This window comes from Oryzifoliimicrobium ureilyticum (assembly GCF_037199735.1).
GTDB lineage: Bacteria > Pseudomonadota > Alphaproteobacteria > Rhizobiales > Rhizobiaceae > Rhizobium > Rhizobium ureilyticus.
The window spans coordinates 59749-84717 of record NZ_JBBBVQ010000010.1 but is presented as its reverse complement, the minus strand read 5'-3'; the positions used below and the strand labels follow the sequence as shown (position 1 = coordinate 84717).

The 24969-nt window shown below is 55.3% G+C and carries 27 protein-coding genes; 15 read left to right on the top strand and 12 right to left on the bottom strand.

Annotated features, from left to right (window positions below; genetic code table 11):
- Positions 1 to 286: 286 nt before the first annotated feature.
- The 4 genes from VQ830_RS15050 to lgt form a co-directional block, all read right to left on the bottom strand.
- Complete coding sequence (locus tag VQ830_RS15050) at positions 287 to 1438, bottom strand: M24 family metallopeptidase (RefSeq protein WP_337268948.1); 1152 nt, start codon at positions 1436 to 1438, stop codon at positions 287 to 289.
- A gap of 5 nt (positions 1439 to 1443) precedes the next feature.
- Positions 1444 to 2235, bottom strand: a complete 792-nt coding sequence (gene pgeF, locus VQ830_RS15045) for a peptidoglycan editing factor PgeF (protein WP_337268947.1) — start codon at positions 2233 to 2235, stop codon at positions 1444 to 1446.
- A 143-nt stretch (positions 2236 to 2378) separates the two neighbouring features.
- Positions 2379 to 3479 carry a class I SAM-dependent methyltransferase gene (locus VQ830_RS15040; protein WP_337268946.1) on the bottom strand — a complete coding sequence of 367 codons (1101 nt, stop codon included), beginning with the start codon at positions 3477 to 3479 and terminating at the stop codon, positions 2379 to 2381.
- 16 nt (positions 3480 to 3495) lie between these two features.
- The gene (gene lgt / locus VQ830_RS15035) at positions 3496 to 4347 is read right to left on the bottom strand and encodes a prolipoprotein diacylglyceryl transferase (protein WP_337268945.1); all 852 of its coding nucleotides are present in this window, start codon (positions 4345 to 4347) and stop codon (positions 3496 to 3498) included.
- A 203-nt stretch (positions 4348 to 4550) separates the two neighbouring features.
- Between lgt and VQ830_RS15030 the strand changes: the two genes are divergently transcribed.
- From VQ830_RS15030 to VQ830_RS14965, 14 genes are all read left to right on the top strand, one after another.
- The gene (locus tag VQ830_RS15030) at positions 4551 to 4835 is read left to right on the top strand and encodes an accessory factor UbiK family protein (RefSeq protein WP_337268944.1); all 285 of its coding nucleotides are present in this window, start codon (positions 4551 to 4553) and stop codon (positions 4833 to 4835) included.
- A gap of 476 nt (positions 4836 to 5311) precedes the next feature.
- Positions 5312 to 5812 (top strand): type III secretion system chaperone family protein, encoded by a 501-nt coding sequence (locus VQ830_RS15025; RefSeq protein ID WP_337268943.1) that lies wholly within the window; start codon positions 5312 to 5314, stop codon positions 5810 to 5812.
- Entirely contained in the window at positions 5812 to 6624 is an 813-nt protein-coding gene (proC, locus tag VQ830_RS15020; protein WP_337268942.1) for a pyrroline-5-carboxylate reductase, read from the top strand. Before VQ830_RS15025 ends, proC begins: the two co-directional genes overlap by 1 nt.
- Positions 6625 to 6635: 11 nt before the next feature.
- Positions 6636 to 6974 (top strand): tRNA-binding protein, encoded by a 339-nt coding sequence (locus tag VQ830_RS15015; RefSeq protein WP_337268941.1) that lies wholly within the window; start codon positions 6636 to 6638, stop codon positions 6972 to 6974.
- A 325-nt stretch (positions 6975 to 7299) separates the two neighbouring features.
- Positions 7300 to 8058 (top strand): hypothetical protein, encoded by a 759-nt coding sequence (locus VQ830_RS15010; RefSeq protein ID WP_337268940.1) that lies wholly within the window; start codon positions 7300 to 7302, stop codon positions 8056 to 8058.
- Positions 8045 to 8755: a DUF4129 domain-containing protein gene (locus VQ830_RS15005; RefSeq protein ID WP_337268939.1), complete on the top strand. Its 711-nt coding sequence runs from the start codon at positions 8045 to 8047 to the stop codon at positions 8753 to 8755. Before VQ830_RS15010 ends, VQ830_RS15005 begins: the two co-directional genes overlap by 14 nt.
- Positions 8752 to 10143, top strand: a complete 1392-nt coding sequence (locus VQ830_RS15000) for a hypothetical protein (RefSeq protein ID WP_337268938.1) — start codon at positions 8752 to 8754, stop codon at positions 10141 to 10143. The genes VQ830_RS15005 and VQ830_RS15000 overlap by 4 nt, the downstream gene beginning before the upstream one ends.
- A complete protein-coding gene (locus VQ830_RS14995) occupies positions 10097 to 11053 on the top strand; it encodes an AAA family ATPase (RefSeq protein ID WP_337268937.1) in 957 nt (318 codons plus the stop codon). The genes VQ830_RS15000 and VQ830_RS14995 overlap by 47 nt, the downstream gene beginning before the upstream one ends.
- The gene (locus VQ830_RS14990) at positions 11053 to 12366 is read left to right on the top strand and encodes a DUF58 domain-containing protein (RefSeq protein ID WP_337268936.1); all 1314 of its coding nucleotides are present in this window, start codon (positions 11053 to 11055) and stop codon (positions 12364 to 12366) included. The genes VQ830_RS14995 and VQ830_RS14990 overlap by 1 nt, the downstream gene beginning before the upstream one ends.
- Entirely contained in the window at positions 12363 to 13403 is a 1041-nt protein-coding gene (locus VQ830_RS14985) for a stage II sporulation protein M (RefSeq protein WP_337268935.1), read from the top strand. Before VQ830_RS14990 ends, VQ830_RS14985 begins: the two co-directional genes overlap by 4 nt.
- Entirely contained in the window at positions 13403 to 14347 is a 945-nt protein-coding gene (locus VQ830_RS14980) for an RDD family protein (protein ID WP_337268934.1), read from the top strand. The genes VQ830_RS14985 and VQ830_RS14980 overlap by 1 nt, the downstream gene beginning before the upstream one ends.
- A 149-nt stretch (positions 14348 to 14496) precedes the next feature.
- On the top strand, positions 14497 to 15237 hold the full coding sequence (locus VQ830_RS14975) for a hypothetical protein (RefSeq protein ID WP_337268933.1): 741 nt from the start codon (positions 14497 to 14499) through the stop codon (positions 15235 to 15237).
- A gap of 55 nt (positions 15238 to 15292) precedes the next feature.
- Positions 15293 to 16366: a DUF3617 domain-containing protein gene (locus tag VQ830_RS14970; protein ID WP_337268932.1), complete on the top strand. Its 1074-nt coding sequence runs from the start codon at positions 15293 to 15295 to the stop codon at positions 16364 to 16366.
- Positions 16363 to 16779 (top strand): hypothetical protein, encoded by a 417-nt coding sequence (locus VQ830_RS14965; RefSeq protein WP_337268931.1) that lies wholly within the window; start codon positions 16363 to 16365, stop codon positions 16777 to 16779. The genes VQ830_RS14970 and VQ830_RS14965 overlap by 4 nt, the downstream gene beginning before the upstream one ends.
- Before the next feature lie 92 nt (positions 16780 to 16871).
- On the opposite strand, the gene VQ830_RS14960 is transcribed toward VQ830_RS14965, so the two are convergent.
- The 4 genes from VQ830_RS14960 to VQ830_RS14945 all read right to left on the bottom strand — a co-directional run bounded on the left by VQ830_RS14960 (position 16872) and on the right by VQ830_RS14945 (position 20285).
- Positions 16872 to 18248, bottom strand: coding sequence for an ATP-binding protein (locus VQ830_RS14960; RefSeq protein WP_337268930.1), 1377 nt, complete (start codon positions 18246 to 18248; stop codon positions 16872 to 16874).
- Between the two features lie 25 nt (positions 18249 to 18273).
- A complete protein-coding gene (locus VQ830_RS14955; RefSeq protein WP_337268929.1) occupies positions 18274 to 18975 on the bottom strand; it encodes a response regulator in 702 nt (233 codons plus the stop codon).
- A gap of 4 nt (positions 18976 to 18979) precedes the next feature.
- Entirely contained in the window at positions 18980 to 19420 is a 441-nt protein-coding gene (locus tag VQ830_RS14950; protein ID WP_337269075.1) for a MarR family winged helix-turn-helix transcriptional regulator, read from the bottom strand.
- 247 nt (positions 19421 to 19667) lie between these two features.
- A complete protein-coding gene (locus tag VQ830_RS14945; protein WP_337268928.1) occupies positions 19668 to 20285 on the bottom strand; it encodes a DUF1236 domain-containing protein in 618 nt (205 codons plus the stop codon).
- A 353-nt stretch (positions 20286 to 20638) separates the two neighbouring features.
- Between VQ830_RS14945 and VQ830_RS14940 the strand changes: the two genes are divergently transcribed.
- On the top strand, positions 20639 to 21283 hold the full coding sequence (locus VQ830_RS14940) for an MBL fold metallo-hydrolase (RefSeq protein WP_337268927.1): 645 nt from the start codon (positions 20639 to 20641) through the stop codon (positions 21281 to 21283).
- 99 nt (positions 21284 to 21382) lie between these two features.
- Here VQ830_RS14940 and VQ830_RS14935 read toward each other — a convergent pair whose 3' ends face one another.
- The 4 genes from VQ830_RS14935 to VQ830_RS14920 form a co-directional block, all read right to left on the bottom strand.
- Positions 21383 to 21826 carry a BA14K family protein gene (locus tag VQ830_RS14935; RefSeq protein WP_337268926.1) on the bottom strand — a complete coding sequence of 148 codons (444 nt, stop codon included), beginning with the start codon at positions 21824 to 21826 and terminating at the stop codon, positions 21383 to 21385.
- Positions 21827 to 21968: 142 nt separating this feature from the next.
- Complete coding sequence (locus tag VQ830_RS14930; protein ID WP_007534130.1) at positions 21969 to 22184, bottom strand: cold-shock protein; 216 nt, start codon at positions 22182 to 22184, stop codon at positions 21969 to 21971.
- 481 nt (positions 22185 to 22665) lie between these two features.
- Positions 22666 to 23565, bottom strand: a complete 900-nt coding sequence (locus VQ830_RS14925) for a DMT family transporter (protein WP_337268925.1) — start codon at positions 23563 to 23565, stop codon at positions 22666 to 22668.
- Positions 23566 to 23676: 111 nt separating this feature from the next.
- A complete protein-coding gene (locus tag VQ830_RS14920) occupies positions 23677 to 24795 on the bottom strand; it encodes a PQQ-dependent sugar dehydrogenase (protein ID WP_337269074.1) in 1119 nt (372 codons plus the stop codon).
- Positions 24796 to 24969 lie beyond the last annotated feature (174 nt).

Below are 24969 nucleotides of genomic sequence, written 5' to 3'. Positions count from 1 at the left end.
CGCGACTTACACTCAAACAAGGGCACAAAGGCCGCGCTCACCCTTTGAGCCCCAGCATGGGCTTTTGGACATTTGCCGCTCATGCCATTGCCCTCTAGTCTACCCCGGTGCTCCTAATTTTTCGTCAACTTGAGGTTTTCTTGGAGCATGGCGGTCGCTGCAAGACCAACCGTCATCACCCGCCGTTGTACAAGACGGTGTCTGTTTCGCTCAAAGCGGGGCGGTCAAGACGTCGGCGCAGTCGCGTCAGGGAAGTCCCTACTGACTATGGATGATTGGAATGGTGTCAGACCGCGAGGAAATCCAAAGAATGGCGCGAAAGGGGGCGGGGATCTGCATCGGCAGTCAAATAGGTCTGCCCCAGCGTCATTGCCGTTTCTGCTTCCGAATCCATGATGATCATATGCACGAAAACAGACATGCCAGGTACGATCTCTTCTGAGTTGCCCGCGTAAAACATCTGGTGCTCCATCCAGGTTGGCGAGAAGCGCGCGCCCAGAGAATAACCGCAGGCATTCAGCCGGTGGCGTGCAAGTCCCCGCTCATCCATGATGCGGGCATGCGCATCAAAAACGTCGCCGAAATTGTGCCCTGGCCGCAGTACCGTCTCGACCGCTTGGATTGCTTCAAGGCAAGCAGCATAGAGTTCACGATGGCGGTAGCTCACATCGCCGATCACCGCAGTACGCACCATGGCGGCATGATAATGCGCGAAAACACCAGCCCATTGCAGTGTCAACTGGTCATTCGGCTCAAGCGTGCGGCGACCCGACTTATATCGACAGAGCAGGGCGTCCGGGCCGGAACCCACTGCAAATTCATTCGCAGGGTAATCGCCACCGCCCGCAAAAATAGCGCCCTGCATCGCGTTCAAGATCGCAGATTCATTCGTACCCGGCTTTATCAACGGCATGGCGGCATCAAGCGCATCATCGGCAAGCGCCGCCGCCCGTTCCACATAGGCAATCTCGGCCGGGCTCTTTATCAGTCGGAGACGACTTACGATGTAAGACGCATCGACCAGATGGCCGAATGTCGAAAGCTGTGCATCCACGAGACGCGCAGTTCTGCCTGTCATTCCGTGCGTGTCATATTCGACGCCAATCCTCGATCCCAGTAGATTGAGGTCGGCGAGAAGATTTTTAAGGTCGACGGTCGGATCGGCGTTTACCCGGTCGATCCAGATTTGTATCTCGTCGATGATCGAGGTCTGCCGCGCCTGACGCAAGTCAGCCGATCTGGTCAGAAGCGTCATTTTTCCGTCGACGGTCACAACGAGTGTTTGAAAGATGCAATAGCCAAATGTGTCATAGCCGGTCAGCCAATGCATGCTTTCCTGCGCGAAAAGCAAAAGCGCATCCAGCTTTTCCTCGCGCATGCGCTCCGTCAGTCTCGTCATTCGATGTTCGTATTCGGACCGTTCGAAGTGCAGCGCCATGAGCCTCAAAGCTCCTTCAAAGCAATTGCGGAAATCTGCCTGCCGTAGTCGGGCTCATTGTGATGTGTGGTGCGTCGATAGGAAAAGAAGCGTTGCGGATCTGCATAGGTGCAGATGCCGAGGCTCTCTGCCCTAACACCAGCGAGCTTAAGCCGGTAAACCGTCAGAGCCGGCAGATCAAACATGGCGTGCCCGGGGCGTTCCGAAGGCGAAAAAAATCTCTCGTAGGACGGATCATGTGCCAGAAACCGGTCTTTAAATTCAGGCCCAACCTCATAGTTCGTGCGGCTGATGGACGGGCCGAGGCATGCGTCGATCGAAGAGCGCTCGGCGCCGAGCTTTTCCATTGCTGCAATTGTATTTTCCAGAACTCCCGTTAGCGCACCTTTCCAGCCGGCATGCGCAGCGCCGATCACGCCATGCTTTGCATCGGCGAAGAGAACCGGACCGCAATCGGCTGCCAATACACCTAAAACAACTCCGCCGGTTGCCGTCACCATGGCGTCCGCTTGCGGAGTACTCCCATCGAACGTCTCGTCGATGACAACAACATCCGGAGAGTGGATCTGGTGAACCGTTGCAAGCTTTTCGGGCGAAAGACCAAACCAGGCTGCGACACGGCGTCTGTTTTCCTCGACCTTTGCACGATCGTCTTGAGAACCCCTCCCGACATTGAGGCTCTCATATATGCCGTCGGAAACGCCGCCTTGGCGCGTGAAGTAGCCGTGGCTGCAAATCTGCGCGGCTTCTTCGCTCAAGAGTTGGCTTCTGATTGGTTCCAGAGTTTCGTTTGTCATCGCATATCCATGCTTCTGGCCGACTTGTCGGGGCCATTCTGTTCTAGCGGGCGCGCCTTCGCTCAACTGAGGATAAACTTACGCTCTATCTTAAGACCGCAAAACTCACCTTCAAGCTGCGAAGGCGAGCATTTCCGCTCTCGTCAGTCGATCTTGTTAAATGGCATTACATCGATCACCGGGTAGGAAACTGCGATGGCTTTGAAGAGCGCGCCCATCCGCCCTTCACCTTCTCCAGCGAGACGATCCACTGCAGTCTGTAGCACAGAGCGGGTGTGTGCTTCACGGTCACGACCGAGCGCCGCTGCACGATCCAGAATGCCGAGGCCGACAAGCAATTCTCCCTGCGTCAGCAGCCCGTTTACGTGCACGCCGCAATCTTCCGCCACGGCCGCAAGAGCCTCAAAATCCACATGGCTGGTAAGGTCTGCTTCCCCCGGATGTGCAAGCGGCGGGTCGAACTCGTGCATGCGCACAGCTTGAAGCGTATCGCCAAAGTCGGTGAGGAGATGACCGTAGTCGATGGCGAGCGCACTACCATGGAAGCTGCGCAGCCTCTCGCAGATGGCCTGCATAACGGCTTGCCTTGCCGGAGCGATCTCAAAGATGGTGCCAACAGGCGCTTTGTTCGCGCCCTCCGGAAGAGCTGCAGGATCCAAACCGGCAACGCCGACGGCAAAAGTCAGGTCGTCGTTGATATCAAGACCGACCATGCGCTCGCGAAAACCATTGGCGGTTTTGACGAATTGGCGGATTGGAATGGCGTCAAACAACTCATTGGCGACCAGCAGGGTGAAGCCTTCCGGAAGATCGTCAAAGCTCTTATGCCAGGATATCTTTTGCGAATAGTCGGCCAGCGTTTCGCCCTGGATGTCAGAAAGCCGTTGACTTGTTTCCACAAGATGAACGCTCATCGTGTCGAACAGCGGCGGCGCGAGACGCGCAATGACGCGAAGCATGTCAGCCATCATCGTTCCGCGACCCGGTCCAACTTCGACCAAACGAACATTGGCAGGCGTATTGTGTCGTTGCCAGGCATGAACGGTAAAGACGCCGATCATTTCGCCGAACAATTGGCTGACCTCTGGCGCTGTTACGAAATCGCCCAACCGACCGAACGGCTCGCGGGTCGCGTAGTAGCCGTATTCGGGATCGGCGAGGCACAAAGAGAAATAATCCGTGACGCTGATCGGTCCGTTCGCACGAATGATCGCTTTGATCTTTTCGCCTAGTGTGGTCGTCATGGCTGTATGCCCTGATTTATTTCTGCTGGTTCGCCGCGCTGCGACGCGCCCGCCAGATCGCCCAGATGCCAAGGAAAACCATCGGCGTGGAAAGGACCATGCCCATCGTCAGCCAATTGGTGCCAAGAAGATAGCCGAGTTGAACATCCGGTTCGCGGAAAAACTCGACAAAGATTCTGGAAAATGCATAGCCGATCACGAAGACGCCCGAGACCAGCCCCGGCGTTTTGAGTGCGCGAAAGACGTAAACGAGCACCGCAAGGATGCTAAGCAGAACGACACCTTCGAGACCGCCTTCGTAGAGCTGGCTGGGATGGCGAGCGAAAGGTCCGCCGCTCGGAAAGACTACGGCCCAGGGTACATCCGTCAATCGCCCCCACAATTCGCCATTGATGAAGTTTGCCATGCGGCCAAAGAAAAGGCCGATCGGCACAACTGTGGCGACGGTGTCGAACAGGCTCCAGAGGGGAATCCGGTGGCCACGGGCGAAGAAGAACATGGCAATGACCGTGCCAGTAAGGCCGCCGTGAAAGGACATGCCGCCCCGCCAGATCTGCACGGCGCGCAGAGGATTATCCAGAACGGCCTGCAAATCGTAGAACAGCACATAGCCAATGCGGCCACCGAGCACGATGCCAAGCGCCACCCATACGATAAAGTCGTCGATTTGTGTTTTTGTGATCGGTGACCGATCATGGGGCCAGAGCCTGTCATTGCCCACCAGCGTTCGGGCATAAAGCCAGCCCAACAAAATGCCGGCAACATAGGCCAGACCGTACCAATGCACGGCCAGCGGACCTATGGAAAAGGCGATCGGATCGATATTTGGAAACGGCATGATTGCCGCGAGATAGGCTGTTGTCGGCAAGTTTTGCTCACCCCTTGATGCCGTCGGAACATGGCTCCGAGATTGCATAGGGTCAAGTCGAATGTTGGGCAGGTGAGGGCATCCGCAGGGCTTATCCCATGCAAAACGCTTGCATCCGTAAGGGCGAAGCCCTACCTCACTCACATGAGGCCGCGCCTGGTTGCAAGGGGTTGCGGCGTGACTTTCAAAAGGGAGACATTGCCGTGACGACTGGAACGAACCGCATCATGGACGAGTTCGCCAAGATGATGACCGATGCAGCTGGTGCTGCCCAAGGCGTTAAGAAGGAAATCGAGACCGCGTTTGCCAGCCAGGCCGAGCGTTGGCTGAACAGCATGGATGTGGTGCGCCGTGAGGAATTCGAAGCTGTTCGTGAGATGGCAATCAAAGCCCGCGAGGAAAATGAAGCCCTCAAGGCGCGAATAGAAGCTCTCGAAGCCAAGCCCGCAAGGGCGGCCAAGGCCGACAAGCCCTCGCAACAGTCCTAAAACTCAAGCACCTCGAGATCGAGGTCACGGTCATGCAATTCGTTTAAGGCGCTGCTTGTGAAAGTGGCGCTTTTATCTTTTCTGAAACGCAATTTGCCTCGCAACGAGCCCATCGGGTCGCAACGGTTGTATCCCGCAGGTGAAAATCAGGCTGCCTGGCTAATTTTTTTGCAGCCTGTGGATACGTCCGAAAAATTCAATCGCCAGAGTCGTTTAAAGCATCCTTCTGAATCGGATTGGCAAGAGCTTTCCACAGCGTCCTTGCCGAAAAGGCGAGTGAGGGGGTGGCATGAGCGGAGGCCCATTATAGACTGATTTTAAATGATGATTCGAAACGACGGTGGTAAGCTCCAGGCAGGTTCAGCGTGTCAGCCTGCCATTGGTTCAACGATCATCCGAATGGTAATTCCGATCGAGCTTTTGTCTTGCGTTGTTCGCTTGGGGGAAGTGCTTCGATTCGGTCAAGAAGGTGCTGTATGAGCCTGATGGAATTCGAGATCGAGCGTCAGTCGAACCCGGTCGACATGATCGAGTTTGTTGCGACGCATAATGACTGGTCCTTCGAACGATCAGGCGAAGATGAAATCGCCATGACGGTAGAGGGCCGATGGGCCGACTATCATGTGTCGTTCTCCTGGATGGAGCAGTTTGAGACGCTGCATCTAGGATGTGCCTTCGACATTCGCGTGCCAGATGTGCGCGCGAACGAAATCACAAAGCTTCTGGCGCTTATCAATAGCCAGGTCCTGATGGGGCATTTCGATCTATGGCGGCAGGAAGACGTGATCATCTTCCGGCAGTCGCTCCTGTTGTCAGGGGGCGCGGAGCCCACCAATCGGCAGGTTGAGGTGCTCTTGTCGAGCGCGGTCGATACGTGCGAGGCCTATTATCAAGCCTTCCAATTTGTTATCTGGTCCGGCATGGAAGCCAGCAAGGCGATGGAAAGCGTTCTTTTCGAAACGGTGGGCGAGGCCTGATGCATCGCTTGGGTCCTATTGTTCTCGTTGGCGCGGGAAATATGGGCGGCGCCATGCTGTCCGGTTGGTTGAAAAGTGGCGTTGCAGGCGGCTCGGTGATCGTGGTCGATCCCGCTCCGTCGGCAACAATTATGCAAACGATCAATGAAGCGGGCGCCTCACATATGACCGCCCTGCCGGAAGATTTTAAGGCAAATATCCTTTTCCTTGCCGTGAAGCCGCAGATCATGGAGGCAGCTTTGTCTCCATTGAAGTCTGCCGTGGGCCCAGATACCGTTGTGGTGTCGGTGGCAGCCGGCAAGACTATTTCTTTTATGGAGTCTCATTTGGGCGATGCGGCCATGGTGCGCGCCATGCCCAATACGCCGGCAATGGTCGGTCGCGGTGTCACGGGCGCTTTTGCCAATAGCCGCGTAAGCTCCGCACAACGTCAATCTGTGCATTCTCTTCTGAGTGTATCTGGTCCAGTGGAATGGCTGCAGGCCGAAAGCGAGATAGACGCCGTCACGGCGCTATCGGGCAGCGGTCCAGCCTATGTGTTTTATCTCGTCGAGTGCATGGCGGAAGCAGGCCGAAAACTCGGGCTGCCGGCGGACCTTGCCATGCGACTCGCCCGGGAAACCGTGGCGGGGGCTGGTGAATTGCTGCACCAGTCCCCCGACGGCGCTACAAAGCTTCGTCAGAACGTTACCTCGCCAGGCGGGACCACAGCGGCTGCGCTTTCCGTCTTGATGAGTGACGAGGGCATGCAGCCTCTTTTCGATAAGGCTCTGGCCGCGGCGCGCCAGCGCGCGGAAGAGTTGTCGAACTGACGGGGTCGGGGATGGAAGAAATCAACTACCTGGATTTCGAGCGAGTCGACATTCGCGTCGGTACCGTTGTCGAAGCCAAGCCCTTTCCAGAGGCTAGAAAGCCGGCTTTCAAGCTGTTGATCGATTTCGGTCCCGAAATCGGTCAAAAAAAGTCATCGGCGCAGATCACCGTTCATTACACGCCAGAAACGTTGATTGGCCGCCAGGTCTTGGCGGTCGTCAACTTTCCTCCGCGTCAAATCGGGCCTTTTCGTTCCGAGGTTTTGACACTCGGCTTTGAAGATGAGACCGGTGCCATTGTTCTTGCGCAACCCGAACGCGCGGTGCCGAACGGCCGAAAAATCATGTAGGACCTCGCTGGACCTGCAGTATCGACGTTAAAAGTCGAAAGATCCTCGCTAACTTCAGGGTTCGTCAAAAAAATTGCCTTGTTGATCCTGCTTGCGTCCGCGTCAAAAACCCCTCGAGTTGTAGTTGACTTTCCTTGGCGCAAGACAACGAAGATAAATGGTTGTTCTATTTGCTAAACGCAAAGTTGCATATTACTTTACGAAATGTTCGGGATAGTTCTGATTTTTGAATTGCTTGCTTCAGTAGGTTGTTGAAGCTGAAGAGAGCTCTACTTATGATCTCCTTAGTTTCAGAACGTGCGCGCTGTATTTTTCGGGGGGATGGATGGCGGCTTTGCAGGCGGAGGGGCAGCGCGAACGCTTCGGCGTTGCAGCTTGTTTGAAGGCAACGTTCCTTCCTTTCGCCAAGCGCCCACTCTTCTTTCTGGTTGCCGTTCTGCTCATCGGCGTTGGCTTTCCCTTTGCCATTGTGTCGGGTGCCATCTCGCTGCTGCTTAGCCAAGGGGTAGCTGCGGACGAGTTTGCTGGAAATATTGGCTGGACCTCAATCATCTGCTGTTTCCTTTGCCAATGCTTCTTGCTCGCAATTGCTTCAATCGCGGCATATGACGTCCACACACAAGGGGGACGTTCAGTTCAGCAATATATTTCGATTGCGCTGAGGCGCTATCTTCCGCTTGTTCTTATCGTTGCAATCGTACTTTTGCTCATTTTGATGGGGCAATCGATTTTTCCGATCGTGGGTCTTTGGGTCATGGCGAGTTTCACCCCAATCCTGCCGATTCTACTCGTGGAGAAAGCAAATTTTGCGGCGGTGCGGCGCGCAGGCGTTTTGACCCAGTATTATCGCTGGCCGATCATCTGTTATAACTTCATTCTTATTATGATCTGCCTTGTCATCATTGTGCCGATGACCTTTCTTGTTCTTGACCTCGACAGCAGATTGGTAGCCCTTGTCGCGCCCAAAGCTTTCTATTTCGGGTTTGCTGTTGTTGCGACGTTTTCTGCACTCGGTTCGACGGCAGTTTACCAAAGATTACGTGCCATCAAGGAGCATCGGAGTATGGTCGATGTCTTTTCTTGATCTTAAGAGGACGTTCTGCGCAGTTTTTGCTCTCGTCATCTTCATCCCCCTTACAGCAATGGCGCAGGATGCTGCGCAGGCGCCGCCGCCGCAAAGCCAGGCTGGAAAGGATTACATAGAATCAGTGTTCGGCAAAGGGCTGCAGACGTCCGTGGTTTACCTTCGCCCGGATGCGGATCTGGATGAAAAGCCTGTTGAGGAGCAAAACCCGGCCGAATTTTCGGACACCGGCACCCTGACCTTCGTTTCCAGAGGAATCCTCGGCGTTTTCCTCGTCTTGTGCGTCGGCGCGCTCATATACTGGCGGCGTTCTATCATCGGTCTCTTCGAGAGGCGCGATCGGGAGTTTGGCGAGACCTTCAAGGAACGAGGCAAGCAGCCCGTGGCAGCGCCGGTTGATCTCGACCTCGTCTCCAGGCTTGAGTCCCTTCAAGATCCACGCGAGGGCTTGCGGATCATTTTACAGCGCTTTCTCGATCTTGCAGCGCGCGATAACGCGATCAACAGCAAGCGAAGCTTGACGACGCGGGAGCTGATGCAGCGACTACCCGGAAGCTGGCAGCACCGGGAAGCGCTTGAGCAAGTGGCGCGGCAAACCGAGCTTGTTGTTTTTGGCGGGCGCCATATCAGCCGCGAAGCCTATGAGGAATGCCTTCGGCTTGTAAAGCCGTTTCTGCACCGGGTCGGTCCAGCATGACCACCAACGCGACAGCGATACCCACAAGCAGCGCAGCGCCGCGAGAAAGTATTTTTTCGCTTGTTTTGATCGGCGTAGGCGCCGTTGTGCTCATCCTGCTTTTGCTCCTTTTCGGAGGCCCCGATACGCTAGGAAAGTCAGCCATCGGCTTTGACGGCCTTGGTGTTTGGCTCAAGCATCAGGGTGTACAAGTTCCGGAAACGCCGCCTCGAACCAAGGATAGTGGTTGGAAAAATCTGCTCAGAATCGTGCCGATCTACGACAATGATCTGAGCGATAACAACAACGAAGATTTAACGGGAGAAGAGCGTAAGCTTGGGTCTTCGGCGCCTCGACCTCTCAGCCTTGACAATTTCGAGGCCAAAGCAGCGAGCGGTCCGGTTCTCGCAGTTCTACCAAAATGGCGCACCGGCTTCGTGTCTCTCGGCAAAGCTCATCCTTCACTCCTAATTCCCGAAGACAAGATCGATTTCTACGGAGAATCCGTCGCCAGGGGAAAAGTCGTGGGGCTTGAGAGCCTTTCCCTTAACGGTGCTGACGGTAAACCTCTTGGTACCGCCACCATCTATGGGCTGCAGGTTTTCGGTGAGGAAATTGAAGATTATTGCGAGCCGCTGGTCAGCGTCGACAAACGAGGGGCCATCCTAGCCCAATGCAGTGATGCCGGAACAAACGGCGAATCTTTTTTTGTTCTTTCCGATCCGGATTTTCTCGATAACCATGGCCTTGCTCTAGGGGATAATGCAGGCTTGGCAACCAAGCTCATTGCGCTCACGGGTGCGCATGCTGGGGGCATTTACATCGATAATAAGGCCGGTACCGGCCACCAGGCTGCATCCGAGGGAGGCGAGGTTCCGTCGTCCGAAGAGGGAGAGGATACGCATCAACGCAGCATCGCCGATCTGTCGCGATTTTTCGTCTATCCGTTCTCCTATGTTTGGGCTGGGCTGGTCATGATGATGGCGCTTGCCTCGTGGCGCGGCATGCGTCGCTTCGGAAGCGCTGTAGAGCCTGTCGAGAGCAGCGGTGCTTCCAAGCGTCGGACAATCGAAGCCTCTGGGCGCATTCTGCGGCTTTCCGGCAGCGAGAGTGATCTGGTGGCGGTGCATGTTCAGGCTCGTCTCGAGACGCTTGCGGGTGCAATCCTGCCGGCCCGGAAAGCGAATTCCGACGGCGAGTTATCGGATGAGGTCCGCATTGGACGGGTATTGACGCGCCGATCTCCCCCTCTTGCCCGACAATTTTCGGACGCACTTGAAGGCGTGCGGGACCCAAGCAGTGCCGATCATCAACGCTTTGCAGCCCTAGACCTTTTTGAACGAACGCTTCAGGAGATATGGAATGAATTTGGACGATCTGCGAGTTCTTCGAGACGCGATCGCCGGTGAGATCGAGAAGGCTGTCCAAGGACAAAAACATGTGATTGAGCATCTGCTCGTCTCTCTTTTTGCCCGTGGCCATTGCCTACTCGAAGGACCGCCCGGAACAGCCAAGACACTGCTTGCGCAAAGCCTATCTTCGGCGCTTTCGCTTGAGTTCAAGCGTATCCAATTCACGCCGGATCTTATGCCCGGCGACGTGATCGGCTCCAACATTTATGATTTTGGTGCGCATCGTTTCCAACTTGTCAAAGGGCCTGTCTTCACCGACATTCTTCTTGCTGACGAAATCAACCGCGCGCCCCCCAAGACGCAAGCAGCCTTGCTGCAGGTGATGAACGAGCGACGCGTGACCATCGATGGCGTTGATCATCGCGTGGGAAATATGTTCTTCACCATCGCGACGCAAAATCCTATCGAGCAGCAAGGTACTTATCCGTTGCCGGAGGCCCAGCTCGACCGGTTTTTATTCAAGCTCGTTCTCGATTTCCCATCCGAAGAAGCGGAATTCTCTATTCTGAGCCGGCATGCGTTGCAGGCCCTTGATCATGATGCGCGCCGCGCCGCAATCACGCCTGTTGCCGGACTTGCCGAGTTGCAAAGCGCGCAGCAGCTTGTGGACTCAATCCGCCTCGACGAAACAATCTTGCGCTATGTACTGTCGCTGGCGCGTGCAACGCGCAACGACGCAGATATTGCCTACGGCGTTTCGACCCGTGCCGCGGACGCGCTTTGCGGGGCAGTGCGGGCACGGGCGGCGTTACATGGACGGGATTACGCCATACCAGACGATGTCAAAACCCTGTTCGTGCCGGCGATGCGTCATCGCATCGTGCTGTCACCAAGTGCGGAGATCGATGGTCGCGATCCGGTCGGCGTGCTGGAGGCTCTCCTCGACCAAGTCGAGGCGCCGCGCTAATGCGTCCATCCTGGCAGTTGCTTGCCATTGCAGGTCTGATCACGCTGCTTTCTATCGCCATCATTGCATTTCCGGTGGTTAGCCCAGAGAGCCTGCTGCTTATCTGGGCGCTTTTGGTGTTGTGCATGATCGTCGATATTGCACTGACGCCCGGATCGCGGCGCTTTAAGCTGGGTCCTGCCGGCCGCCACGAAGTCTTCGTTGGCGAGAACGCGGCGCTTATGCTGCGTCTATTCCGGACGCAAAAAGGCAAAGCTCTGCCGAAGAACAGTGTCGCCCGTATTTTGTGGCCGGAGGGACTGACGGGACCCAATGAAGTTGCGCTGTCGCGCAACCTTGACGTCGCTTCTGCAAATATTGCTCTCCACGCTGCACGCAGAGGAACGTGGGTCGTCGACCGGGTGTTCGTGCGACGGCCGGGGCGGTTGCGGTTGATCGATCGGATCGGCAGCTACCAATGGGATGCCATGATCTCCGTCATTCCGAATGTTCGTTCGATCGTGTCCGGTGAAATAGACCTTCAGATCGTTGCGCAGTCTTTTGGAGCCAAGGCCTCTTCTCTGAGAGGAGAAGGATCGGAATTCCACCAGCTCAGCGATTTCGTCACAGGCATGGATAGCCGAAAGATCGATTATAAGCGGTCTGCCCGTCACGGCTCGCTTGTTGCACGCGAGATGCGCGCCGAGCAAAATCAGCATGTCATCTTGGCGCTCGACAACGGGCATCTGATGCGCGAAGACATTGAGGGTTTGCCGAAGTTAGACCACATGATCAAGTCGGCGCTTGCCCTTGCCTGGGCTGCTGTGCAAGGCGGCGACCTCGTAGGCCTCTACGGGTTCGACGCCCGTCCCAATCTCTTTATTCCACCAAGCGGGGGCAGGGCCGCTTTCTCGCGCATTCGCTCGCACACAGCCAGCCTTGCCTATCGTTCGGTTGAAACCAACCACACCCTTGCGATCAGTCACCTTCATCACCGTCTCGGGCGACGAGCGCTTGTTGTCATCTTCTCCGACTTCGTGGATACGACCACTGCCGAGCTGCTTGTAGAGAACGCGGCTGTCCTGATCCGGCATCATGTCCTGGTCTTTGTCAGTGTTCGAGATCCGCTTTTGCAGATTTACACGAGAGGCGCTGCTCGTAACCTCACAGGTGTCGCCGAGGCAGTTTCCGTCGAGGGGCTGCTGCGAGAGCGTCGTATGGTGCTGCAAAAGCTGTCGCGGCTTGGTGTTTTCGTGATCGATGCCGACCCGAGCGGCATCACGCCGAAGCTTATCTCAACCTATCTGATGATCAAGGCGAAGGATCTCATATGAGCGCAGAGGGCGACCTGATTAGATCCAGCCGGTTTCGTGCGGAGCGCGAGCCAGGATGGCGACGGCTAGCGGCAATCGTCGACACGGTCGAAAAGGGCGGCTTCTCCAGCCTGGCCTTTGAGGATGCACGTGATCTCGTGATGCTTTATCGGCAGGCGGTCAACTCTCTGTCTGTGGCGCGGGCGATTTCGCTCGATGCGGGCGTGGTGGCTTTTCTCGAAAGCCTCTGCGCGCGTGCTTATCTCGTGGTCTATGCTCCCCGCCAGAGCTTGCGTGGGATCGTATGGCGCTTCATCAGCGTCGGCGCGCCCCAGGCCGTCCGTCGCTCTTTCGTAGCCATTCTTGCCTCTTTTGCTTTCCTGGCGTTCGGCGTTGCCATTGCCTACGCCCTGACGAATTCAGATCCCGAATGGTTCTATGCCTTCGTGCCGGCTGGACTTGCGGGAGGCCGCGGCCCTGCGGCGACTGCCGAGTCCCTTCGCGCCGGGCTTTACGACCGTGATGCTGACATCAGCCAACTCTCGTCCTTTGCGGCCTATCTCTTTTCGCACAACACCTCGGTCTCTATCACGATGTTCGCCCTTGGCGTCATCGTGTGCGTTCCGGGCGCGCTCTTGATTATTTTCAACGGAGCGACGGTCGGAGCGTTCGCCGCGGTTTTTGCCGATAAGGGCCTTCTTCCTGATCTGCTTGCATGGCTTTCGATCCATGGCGTCACTGAGCTTACGGCTTTCGTTCTCAGCGGGGCGGGCGGGTTGCGGCTCGGATTTGCCGTCCTGTTTCCCGGTCTGCGAAGCAGGGGCGGTGCCCTGCGCGAAGCTGCTGTCGATGCGACCAAGCTCGCCGTCCTTGCGGCCTTGATGCTCGTGGTTGCAGGATTGCTCGAAGGGGTGGGCAGACAGGTCGTTACCGATTTTTGGGCGCGCATTGCCATTGGATGGGGAATGGGCGCCATGTGGTTCGCCTGGTTCATGTTCGGCGGGCGAAACATCGTCCCGCCCTATGATCGGCCCGGCGCTCTACAAAGGAATGGCTGATGGCAAGATTCTGGCGAAGAAAGAAAAAAGCCGACCAAAATCAGCGCCGGCGTCCCCTTGAGCTTGGTGCACCACTCGGCAAGACACTCGAATTTCTTCCTCCAGAGGGGGTGGTGCTGAAGCTGAATGTTGCCAGCCTTGGCTCCCGACTTGGTGCTTATCTGCTTGACGGCTTGATACTGAACGTCGTCTTCGCGATCCTTGTCTATTCGCTGGTCTTCGCGTTCGACTGGAGTATGCAGGCTTTCAGTGCTCTCGTGACGCTGCTCTATCTACTCTTCGGCGTCCCATATTATGTCATCAGCGAGCTTTTGATGAACGGACGCACGCTCGGCAAGAAGATCGTCGGTATCCGCGTGGTTTCTCGAAGCGGCAAGGGCTTAACGACGCATGCGATCACCGTGCGCAATTTGATGAAGCAGGCAGAGCTCTCCATTCCATTCGGGATTATGTTTGAAGGCAATGGAGTGACGACGCCGCTCGCCTGCCTCTGGCTGTGTTTTGTTGCTTTCGTGCCCTGGCGTAGCAAGATCAACCAGCGACTTGGCGATCTTGCAGCCGATACCGCCGTCGTCGAGCAGCCGCGGGCAGTGCTCCTGCCGGATCTGGCAACGGACAAGAGTTCCGTCGCCTTGGATCACTTTACCTTCACCACGGCGCAGCTTGACCTTTACGGTGCTTATGAACTGCAGGTCCTTGAAGGTCTTCTGCAGGCAAGTAAGCGCCTTGAGGCGCAAGGCAGGTCAGACCCCGCGCACATCACCAATCTTCATCAGGTCGCAGAAAAGATCAGGGCCAAGATCAACTATTCCGACCAGGTCCTCACTGGCGATGAGCGCGCATTCCTACAGGCCTTCTACACCGCCCAGCGCGGATATTTGGAACAGAAAAAGCTCTTTGGTGAGGAACGAGCCGACAAATTTCACAGCGAGAAAGTAGATTAATCTGGGATGTCAAGGACGGACGTGGGTTTGCCTGCGATGCGCGAAGGGTCTTGGTGCTGCACCGCCGCCCCAAAAATAGAAATCTAGCTGAGGCTATATGCCATCACAAAAATGGTAAGCCTCTTCATATTGCAAGCCGAGGGGAAACTATGGCGAATATCCATCACGAAGCGAGCGATCTGAGGCTCGGTGTTTTCACCCGTTTATCTGAAGCCTTTGTCTGGCTCCGTAGCAAGCTGCTGTTTGTGTTGATGGTCGATATCGTCGCTCTCATTCTGGGCGGTCTGCCGTTTGTTCTTCTGTTCGCCTATTACATGGGCGCAGCACAAACGCCATCAACCGTGCTCTTCATGTCTGTTGCCGGCCTTTGGAGCTTCCTTGTCCAGCAGGTCGCAGTGGGCATGCTCACATTGGCTGCTGAAGATGCCAGATTGGGTTACCCTTCGCGTTTCAGCGCGTATCTTTCCTCTGTTCTACCGAGGTTGTTTGTTCTTATCGTCCTCAGCCTTGCTGTCTTCATTTTGATTATGGTTGGGATAATGGCATTCTTCGTGCCGGGCCTCTGGCTGCTAGGCGTTTTTGCCGTCATACAGCCAGTTTTACTGATCGACGACGCTCGCTGGGACGCGCTGTCGCGATGCTGGACGCTGACTAAGGGCTACAGGTGGCCGATCATAGCGGCCTTCGTTATCTTCTATATCGGCTGGACTGTCATTCGCGTGCTGGCAGGGTTGATTGCGTTTGGCTCTCCCCTCGTTAGCATCATTATTGAGGTTACCCTCAGTATCGTAGCCTACTCCTATTTGCCAATCTTGATGGTTTCAGTTCATGCGCGGCTAAGGGCGATCAAGGAAGGCGGCGCACAGGGAGTTGCCGGTGTCTTTGAGTGACCTAGATGCGGCGTTCAAGCAAAATGTTGAAATGAAGAAGCGGAAAAAATTTAAAATGATGCATGATCATGCAGGTTTACAATTTTTCCATAAAGGTAAGTTTTCATGGCTCTTTGTCTGCTTCTGCCTACAACTGCTCCTGGCCTTCAGTGCAGATGCCGTCTTTGCGCAAACTCCATCTTCGAATGCTTTGCCACCTATCGCTTCGTCTCGCGAGGGCTTCGATAAAAGTCTTTTGGAGCCTGTCGACGGGATCGACTATCGTGCCTATGGACATGCCACCTATGCCCTGTTTCGAGATCCGAATGGCGACCAGGAGGCCATTCTTGACAAGCTTGGCCTCACCAAGGCTCGGTTTGACGAGGCCAATAAAATCTATGGCGAAAGGATGAAGGCCGATCCAACCTTCGCCATGGTCGAAATGTTTGGCGCTTACTTCAACGAGACTGCAGGCGGGCCCTATGCTGCCTACGCTCGCGATGCCGCTCGCTCGGTTCTTGATCAGGTTCCGCTCCAGGAAAAAGAGCCGATGCCCGAGGAGAAGTTTCGAGAGATACAAGTTTACTATGCCCGTAAAGCCTCCGTTGCCGGGACCGATCTTGCGAAGCAGGATGAGGTTCTCAAACCCTACGGGCTGACATTCAATGATTTCAATATCCTCGGTTCCTGGTTCAGTCGTCGTTTGACGTTGCAGGCTGGGGGATTGGTGCAACAGGGATCGGAGACGAAGCCCCAGGACCAACCGGCCAAAGAACACCCGGAATGGGGCGGGTTGTGGCACTTCACCTATCAATTGCTGGAGCGCACCGATCAGGACATCAGGGTGAAGGAGCAGACGCGCGATGTTTGTTTGAAACCCGATATGACCGAAGCGACCTTGCCCTTGATGCCAAAACCTCAGGACGCAAAATGCGTGCTCAACCATCTCAACTTCTTTGAAACAGGCATTGAGGTCGACGCCCAATGCGATCACGGCGATTACGGGAGTGACTGGGGTCTTTCACTGCGTCCGAAAGGTGAGGGCCAGTTCGCCGGCGAAATATCCTACAATGAGACGAATGAGAATGATGACGATCTTCCGCAGCCCACAACGCCGGTTACTGCCAAACGTTTAGGAGACTGCCAATGAAGTCTCTTCTTCTGTCGTTTTGCTTGTTCGTCATTCCTCTGTCGGCTTTCGCGGCGTCCAATGATTCGACACTTCCGCCCGGCTTGTGGAAGGTTCGCATCTTTGCACCCGGTCTGACGCCGGCCATGGCCAATGACGAGCAGACCTACCAAATCTGCTACAGTGAGGCGGATGCCAAAAATCACGTGAACCCGGTGTTGCCGAAGGCGGAGGCCAAGGGCTGCCAGGCGGATTTTATGGATCTTGGAGATCTTGCCTTTGACGCATCATGCCCGGATTCCGATCATCGTTTGCGCATCTCGCAGGCGGGGGAAGATTCTTGGCGCGGAACATATCGCTACGTCGCCAAAGATAGCAATCTGATGCTTGAACCTGCTGTCGAACTCACTCGGATTGCACCAACCTGCCAATAGCCGGGCTGAGGCATCCTCTTGTTGACCCCATAGTTGATTTCGAAGCGAATTTGCTTCGGCTTGACATCTACTAACTCTGATTGTGGCAGGTCTTAAGCCGGCACGCGTATGATGGCACGTAAGCCACCAAGCGGACTGTCGCCAAGCGTGACGTCGCCGCCATGGCTTCGCGCGATATCGCGGGCGATGGCAAGGCCAAGCCCGGTGCCGGAATCGTCGAGATTGCGTGCTTCATCCAGTCGAAAAAAGGGTTTGAAGACATCTTCACGGTTCTTCTCCGGGATGCCGGGCCCATCATCATCAAAGGTGATGGTGAGCCACCGCACGCCATGCTTTGCCTCTATTTGCAGTTGGCTGGCATAGCGACGCGCGTTCGACGCAAGATTATGCACGAGGCGGGTGAAGGCATTGGGTCGTACGGCGACTTCTTCGTCCCCTTCCATCGTGTAGCTGAATGTCTTGCCATGCAGGGAAAAATCCTGGGCAATTTTTTCGAAGACTTCCCGCAGACGGACTTCGCCGACATCTTCCTCGATTTCGTTCTTTGCGAAGGCCATGTAGGCTTCCAGCATCGACTGCATATCGTCGACATCCTCGCTCATGCCCTGGAGATCTGGATTATCTCCGGCCAGCGCGAGCTGCAGCTTGAAACGCGTGAGGATGGTTCTGAGGTCGTGGCTGACGCCTGTCAGCATGGCCGTACGCTGTTCGATCTGTCGCTCTATTCGTTCGCGCATGAGGATAAAGGCAAGACCGGCGCGGCGTACTTCATCTGCACCGCGCGGATGATAGCCATCGGCACGTTGGCCCTTACCAAAGCTTTCCGCCGCCTGCGCAAGGCGCAGGATCGGCCGGATCTGTCCGCGCAGGAACAGAATAGACAGGCCGATCAGGACAAGCGATGTCACCATCATCCAGACGATGAATATATGCGTGTTTGAGGCGTAGGTCTGACTGCGGCGCGCCAGAACACGTAGGATCTTATCGGGCAGCTTGATGCGGATTTCTACCAGGCTGCTGTCGCCCACGGTGTCGATCCAGAAGGGCCGCTTTATCTGATCCTTGATTTCATCACTCAAAATGCCGTCCAAGATCGAAAAGAACGGCTTGGCCCGGGGAGGGGGTAGCTCGCCATCAGGCTCGATGGAAATCTGTAGATTGAGCTGATCACGCGCGATGCGCGTGATCTGGTTATAATCGGCATCCTGGGGATAGGTTTCGATGATTTGGATGATGGCAGCAATGTCGCGTGTCACGGCGGAGGAAAGACGCTGGGTGACCATCTGCCAATGCCGCTCCATGAAGAGGGCGACCACAACGGCCTGCAGGATGACCATCGGAATGATGATGATGAGTAGCGAGCGCGCATAAAGTCCGGTTGGCAACAGACGTCTGAGCCGACGTGTAAACCATCGCCAGCCGTTCAGCGGCATGCGCGGATCGCGGCGCAGAGTTTCCCATGTCACCATGCGCTTTTCACTCTCTCATGCCTTCCTAATCGATACTTAGACGGTAACCAATACCACGAACAGTCTGAAGCCATACCGGGTTGGCCGGATCTTCCTCGATCTTGCGGCGAAGACGGTTGATCTGAACATCGATGGTTCGCTCTCCGACCTCGATATCATTGCCGATCAGTTCATGGCGCGGGATCGTGTCTCCAGCGCGGCGTGCAAACAGCAGCATGATTTCCTGCTCGCGGTCCGTCAGGCGAATGATCTCAGCCGATTTCTTCAACTCACGGCGCGTCAGCGAGAAGGTGTAGGGACCGAACATGATCTGTTCGATCTTTGGAGTATCGTTGCTGACATTGCGTCGTAGAATGTTGTTGACGCGCAGGACCAGTTCACGAGGATCAAAGGGCTTCGACAAATAATCGTCTGCGCCGGCTTCAAGGCCCGCGATCCTATTGTCGGATTCGGAAAGTGCGGTCAGCATGATGATCGGGACATTTTTGATGGTCCGCAGATTACGCGTAACCTCGATGCCCGATTCTCCCGGCATCATAATATCCATGATGATCAGATCGAAATCCAATCCCTTGAGCTTTCGCTGCGCTTCTGCGCCATCGCCTGCCACCGTCACGCGGAAACCGCTTTCCGTCAGGTACCTGTTCAGCAGCGCACGGATACGGGTATCGTCGTCAACGACAAGAAGATGCGCCGCATCATCGGAGATTACAGTTTTTCCCGGCATAAATTCAGCCCCCTGACTTTTCTTGGTCACGCATGCCTTGCAAGAACGCTCTGACCGCTTCCCGTGCCGTATCCGGTGCCGCTTCGAATGCGCGCTCTATGCGGCGCGACTGCGGTTCGGCAAGAGCAAGCGCCAGTTCGCGGCCTGCCTTCGTCGGATAAAGCTTGCGCTGGCGACGATCTTCGGGGCCTGCAACCTGGTGTATATATCCTGAATCGATCAGCTGTTTGAGCACTCTTGCGAGGCTTTGCTTGGTGATCTTCAGCGTATCGAGAAGATCAGCAACGGTCATTCCGGGATTGCGGTTGACGAAATGAACGACCCTGTGATGCGCACGGCCGAATTCTTTCTTCGCCAGGATCGCATCAGGGTCCGATACGAAATCGCGGTACGCAAAGTATAAAAGTTCGATGATCTCGAAATCGATGATACCGACATTGCCCATGGGGGTGGACAGAAGTTCCGATTTGACTGGCTTTCGACTGGGTTGTCGTCCCAAAGCTGTTCTTCCTTCCCTGTTCGAAACACCATCTTCAAAAAATCATGTGATGAGGCATAGCGTCGAAACAGTGGCCGGATCAACTGGCTGCGATGTTCAATCATGATTTCATTACAGAACGAACACGATTTTCCCACCAAAACAAAAAGAGCCGACCCGAAGGCCAGCTCTTTCTGCAAATATTCAGCCTATATCAGTTGTAGACATAGACGATGCGGCGTGTGCCTGGATCAACCAGAACGGGACGATCGTTGATGCGTGTATAACGATATTGGTAGTCCGGAACATCGTAGAATGTCACATTCTGCGGAACCTCTGCGCCAACGACGACATCTCCGTTCAGTCTAACACTATCGGCTTGCTCCGTGCTGATATAGGTGCGCACGGTTTCAGGCGGTGTGACGGCCTCAACGGATCCAACCGGTCCAATCAATTCATCGCCTGGCGCTGGCTGCGGTTCGGATGGAACGACGCTCGCCGTCGTCTCATAAGTCACTGTAGGTACGCCGAGTTCTGCGCGATGCTCCTCAACCACGACCGGTGCGCCGGAGTGATCGACCTGCAGATACTGTGCATAGACCCATCCTCGCATGCCGTTAACATCGACGCGGCACCACCGGCTCCCTTCCATGCACCCGTCGAGCATTGTGGTTGAGCCGCGGGTTGCGACGCCCACCGACGGATACTGGGTGCCCGGGCCGCTGCGAACATTAAGGTCGTTGATCGCGGTTGCGGTCATGTCTGCTTTTGCAACACCAGCGGTTGCCGCCAGCGTCAAACCGGCAATCAGAATGTTTCTGGCAAAAGTCATTTCTTCTCTCCGTAGTTGTTCTGGCAGTTGAAATGCGTTTGCCTTGAGGTTGTTCCGGCTTGGGGAGTTTAATAGCGTCCACGCAGAAGAGGACGGAGCGATCAGTCCAAGTTAGGTAGAACGATCATCAATTGCCTCGTATCTTCGATATGCTGTTGATTTTACTGATGATGATGACGTTTCTTGGTTATGCTTTCTTTGATCAGCGGGACCGCCGTTTTGTATTTCATTTAATGACATTACGAAGCGATCAACTGTTTTTTCATGTTGTTGCAAACACCCAAATTCACGTGAGGACTGGCGGGAGCGATACGCCGCCTGTATGAGGTGGATAGAGTTACATGAGGGTTTCTATGTCTATGCTTCAAGCTGGCATCATTCCGGTGACGCCATTTCAGCAGAACTGCACCATTCTGTTCGATCCGCAGACGAAAGAAGGCGTTGTCGTCGATCCAGGTGGGGATGTACCGAAAATTCTCGAGGTAATCCAGGAGCAGGGGCTCGATATAAAGGCTATCTGGCTGACCCATGGTCATCTCGATCACGCCGGGGGCGCAAAGGATCTGAAAGCGGCGCTTGGCGTCGAGATCATTGGGCCACATAAGGACGACTTACCGCTGCTGGAGCGGATCGAAACGCAAGCTGCGACATATGGAATCGATGGGTTGAAGTCGGTAACGCCAGATCGCTGGTTGAACGATGGTGACAAGCTGTCGATTGGAGCCCATGAGTTCGAGGTTTACCATACGCCCGGTCACGCTCCGGGTCACGTGATCTATGTGAACAGAGCTCAAAAATTTGCGCATCTGGGCGACGTGCTCTTCAATGGGTCGATCGGGCGCACCGATCTGTTTGGCGGGGATCACGCGCAGCTTCTTCACTCCATCAAAACCAAGGTTTTACCCCTCGGCGATGACGTTGGCTTTATCTGCGGTCACGGACCGGGGAGCCGCATTGGCGACGAGCGACGCAGCAATCCATTTCTACAAGGACTGTAGACGGCCAACGGAACAGTAGAAGCAATAACGCCGCCCTGAGGGCGGCGCGACATCTATTACAAGCAATTCATGGTTCGGAGCTGTTGGCTCAAGCTCTCATCAATTGGCCGTGCAGAAATGGCTTCGGCCGTCATTGCCGATAAATGTCCCGCTTCTGGGATCAAAGGAGCGATAGCGATAGGCGCAGTAGCGCTGCCACTGTGGTGTCCATGGCTCCAGGCCTGAACGAACAGGGGCGTAGTAGCGACGTTCTTCCACGTAAACGGGACGGGCGCGATACACGACCGGTGGAGGCGCGGCTTCATAATAGCCGTCGTCGTAAACCGGCGGATCGATATAACGAGGACCCTCCACGTAGCGGGGACCCGAATTGGCGATTGCAGAACCGACGACCAAGCCAGTCGCCAGGCCCACTGCTCCGCCTATCAAAGCATCGTCGCGATGGCGATGACGCCAGCCATCGGCCGATGCGGCCCCAACGGAGCCCAGCGTCAATGCCGCTGCGGTAACCGCCAATGTAGCTGCTTTAGCGAAACCGTTCATATGCATCTATCCTTTACATCGTGGAGAGAATGTCTCAACCTGATGGTAAATAAATAGCGATAAGCACCTGAACGGGCGCTGAATAAAAAACCCGGCTTATTAGCCGGGCTTCAACTCCAAAGGCGATTTCAGCCTACGGTGCTTACCCAGCAATTTGCAGGTTGACTGCCTTCGGTCCCTTGCCGCGGCGGTCCGGCTCCGTGTCGAAGCTTACCTTCTGATTTTCAGTCAAGCCGGCCAAGCCTGATGCCTGCACTGCGGAAATATGCACGAAGATGTCCGCTCCGCCCTTGTCGGGTTTGATAAATCCGAAGCCTTTGTCGGTATTAAAGAATTTTACAGTGCCAGTCTCGGCCATGCCTCAGGTCCTTTTCTCTCTACCCGCCATCCACACGGGTAGCATTGCAGTATTACCCCGTAACGGGACGTTGGCAGGCAGTAATGGAATGTGAGAAAAAGGTCCCCTCTATTTCGGCAAACAACCTACGGAACTAACGCCCGCTTTTTGTGCCTGGCCGACCGGAGAATTAACGTCTCCGGCTCGCATTTATAGGACTTCCCATGCTCGCAAAATGCCCGAACAGCAGAAACACTGATGCGATTATCGGTATTTGGCAAGCAAAAGTTTTTTTACGATTTGGGCAGAGCGCAGCACGTCAGAAGCAGTGTTTTTTTTGCGCAAAAAAAAATTCCAAGATGGTGCCTAGATTCTGCCTCTTTGTCATTGATCGGACGATTTATACGAGGAGATTTTTGCCGAATCTGCTTCGCACAGCTGTGCATGTGCCGATACGAATTTTTATCGATACTCGCTGGGAAAATAGGCCCTGACCGTCAATTCAAGTGGATTTTCTTGCCAGCTGGCGGCGTTGAGCAAGCTCAGGAACGAGTTCCGTCACCAGCATTGCAGCAAGCATGAGTGCACAACCAGCATAACCAAGCACCGTTATCCGCTCGCCTAACAGCAATGCTCCCAGGGCGGCGCCGAAAACGGCTTCAGATGAGAGGAATATGGCTGCCTGGGATGGTGTCGTGTAGCGTTGCCCAACGATCTGAAGGGAAAATGCCAGGCCAGACGAGAACAACCCAAGATAAAGGATCTCAGGCGCAGCCTGGACAACAGCACTCCAGCTGAAGCTTTCGGTCGCCAAGGCGACTGCACCTCCGCCAAGAGCGGTAACCGCAAATTGGGCACAGGACAAAGAAAGCGGGCACTCGGTGACTTTAACCGCCATACCTGCCAAGGTAATCTGAGCAGCCCAGCAGAGCGCGCATAGCAAGGTGAAGCCATCGCCTTTCGTGAGGGCTGAGAGCGACCCGCCGGAGAGCAGGAAAATACCGGTTGCAGCCATGATCGCTCCCGGCCACACAATCCAATGCGGTGGCTTTTTCAGGAAGATGACAGCGATGAGCGGCACGAAGATTACATAAAGGCCCGTTATAAAGGCTGAATTGGTCACGGTCGTTGTTTGGAGGCCAACCTGTTGTGCCGAAGCGCCGCCAAAAAGCGCAATACCGACGCAGATAAATAGGAGTTTTTTCGAACTCGTCATGCGCTCGGTAAACTTGCGTTTTTCGAAGAGCGCAAATGGAAGAAGCAGAAGCGCCGCGATGGCGAACCGCAGGCTGATAAACCAGAACGGACCGATCGCTTCCATTCCGGTGCTCTGGGCCACGAAGCCGCCGCCCCATATGGCCGCCGCCAGCAAAAGCAGCAGGTTCGCCTGAATGCGCGTCATATCGATCCTAAAGTCGGGTCTGTTGAGGGGTATTGCGCATAATGCGCCGCAATTTCTGTCCCCTAACAGCTGAACAGGATGCCGACAAGACTGGGTCTGCAACCAGACTGGCTATTCCTGCGCTCGCGCAATGCGAAGCAATGCCCCGTTACTCTCATCCGTTACCACGAGAAGGGCTCCATCCGGCGCGACGACAATATCACGCAACCGTCCATATTTATTCGCAAGCATGCGTTCTTCCGTAAAGGTTCCATCGCCATTTCGATGAAGGCGGGACAGGAGTTGGAACTTTAGAGCCGCAACCAGAAGATCACCTTGCCATTCTGGAAACATCTTGCCGCGATAGACGGCAAGTGCGCCCGGTGCAATTGAAGGGTCCCAGTAGTGTATGGGTTGCTCCAGACCGGCTTTCTTGGTTCCTTCGCCAATCTTGGCACCAGAATAGTCGACGCCATAGGTGATGACTGGCCAGCCATAATTTCTGCCGGGTTTGATCAGGTTTATTTCGTCGCCGCGACGCGCGCCATGCTCAGCCGTATAAAGCGATCCGTCGGCGCTATCGAAAGCAATCCCCTGAGGGTTTCGATGACCTTTCGACCATATTTCAGGCAGAGCCTTTCCATTGTCTTTGAACGGGTTGTCTGAGGCAATCGCGCCATCAGCAGTGATGTGGATGATTGCGCCGGCATCGTCGTTCCAATCCTGCGATCGATCTCTGTCGCCGCGATCGCCAAGGGAGACGAAGAGAGTACGATCCGGTGCAACTGCGATACGCGCCCCATACTGGATGTTCCCGCTTGTGAAAGGACGCATCTTGAAGATCGAGCGCACTTCGCTCAGTTCTCTGCCATCGTCGGCGAGACGGGCTCGAAACACCTCGGTTCCTGATCCGTCTTTGGCGCTCGTTGATGCTGTAAAATAGATGATCCGGCTTTGGGCGAAATCGGGAGAGATTGCGACGTCCAGCAAGCCGCCTTGGCCGCGATGAAAGACCTTGGGTACGCCATCGATCGGTGCGCCTACTATTCCATTTCGAATAAGACGAAGGCTCCCTGAGCGTTCGGAGACAATGTAGCTTCCGTCGGGCAGAACTTCGACAGACCACGGATGATCGAGACCCGTTGCGATCGTCTCAATTTTCAGTGCCACCTTCTCCGTCTTGACAGTCTCTGCGGCGAAACTCGTAACGCCAGGCAGTGATGCGCTGATCAAAAGCGCACTCAGCAATATCTTGACTCGTAGCAAACCTATTCCCCCGTGACGCGTAGACCTTGCAGGTCATATGCCCACACGATCTCACCTTTTGAAGGTGGCATCGATTTTCGAAGGTTCAAGGTGGGACGGAGTTGCTCACGAACAAGTTTACGGAAAGTGCGGTGCCTGCGGCTTGCAAGGATTTTCGTA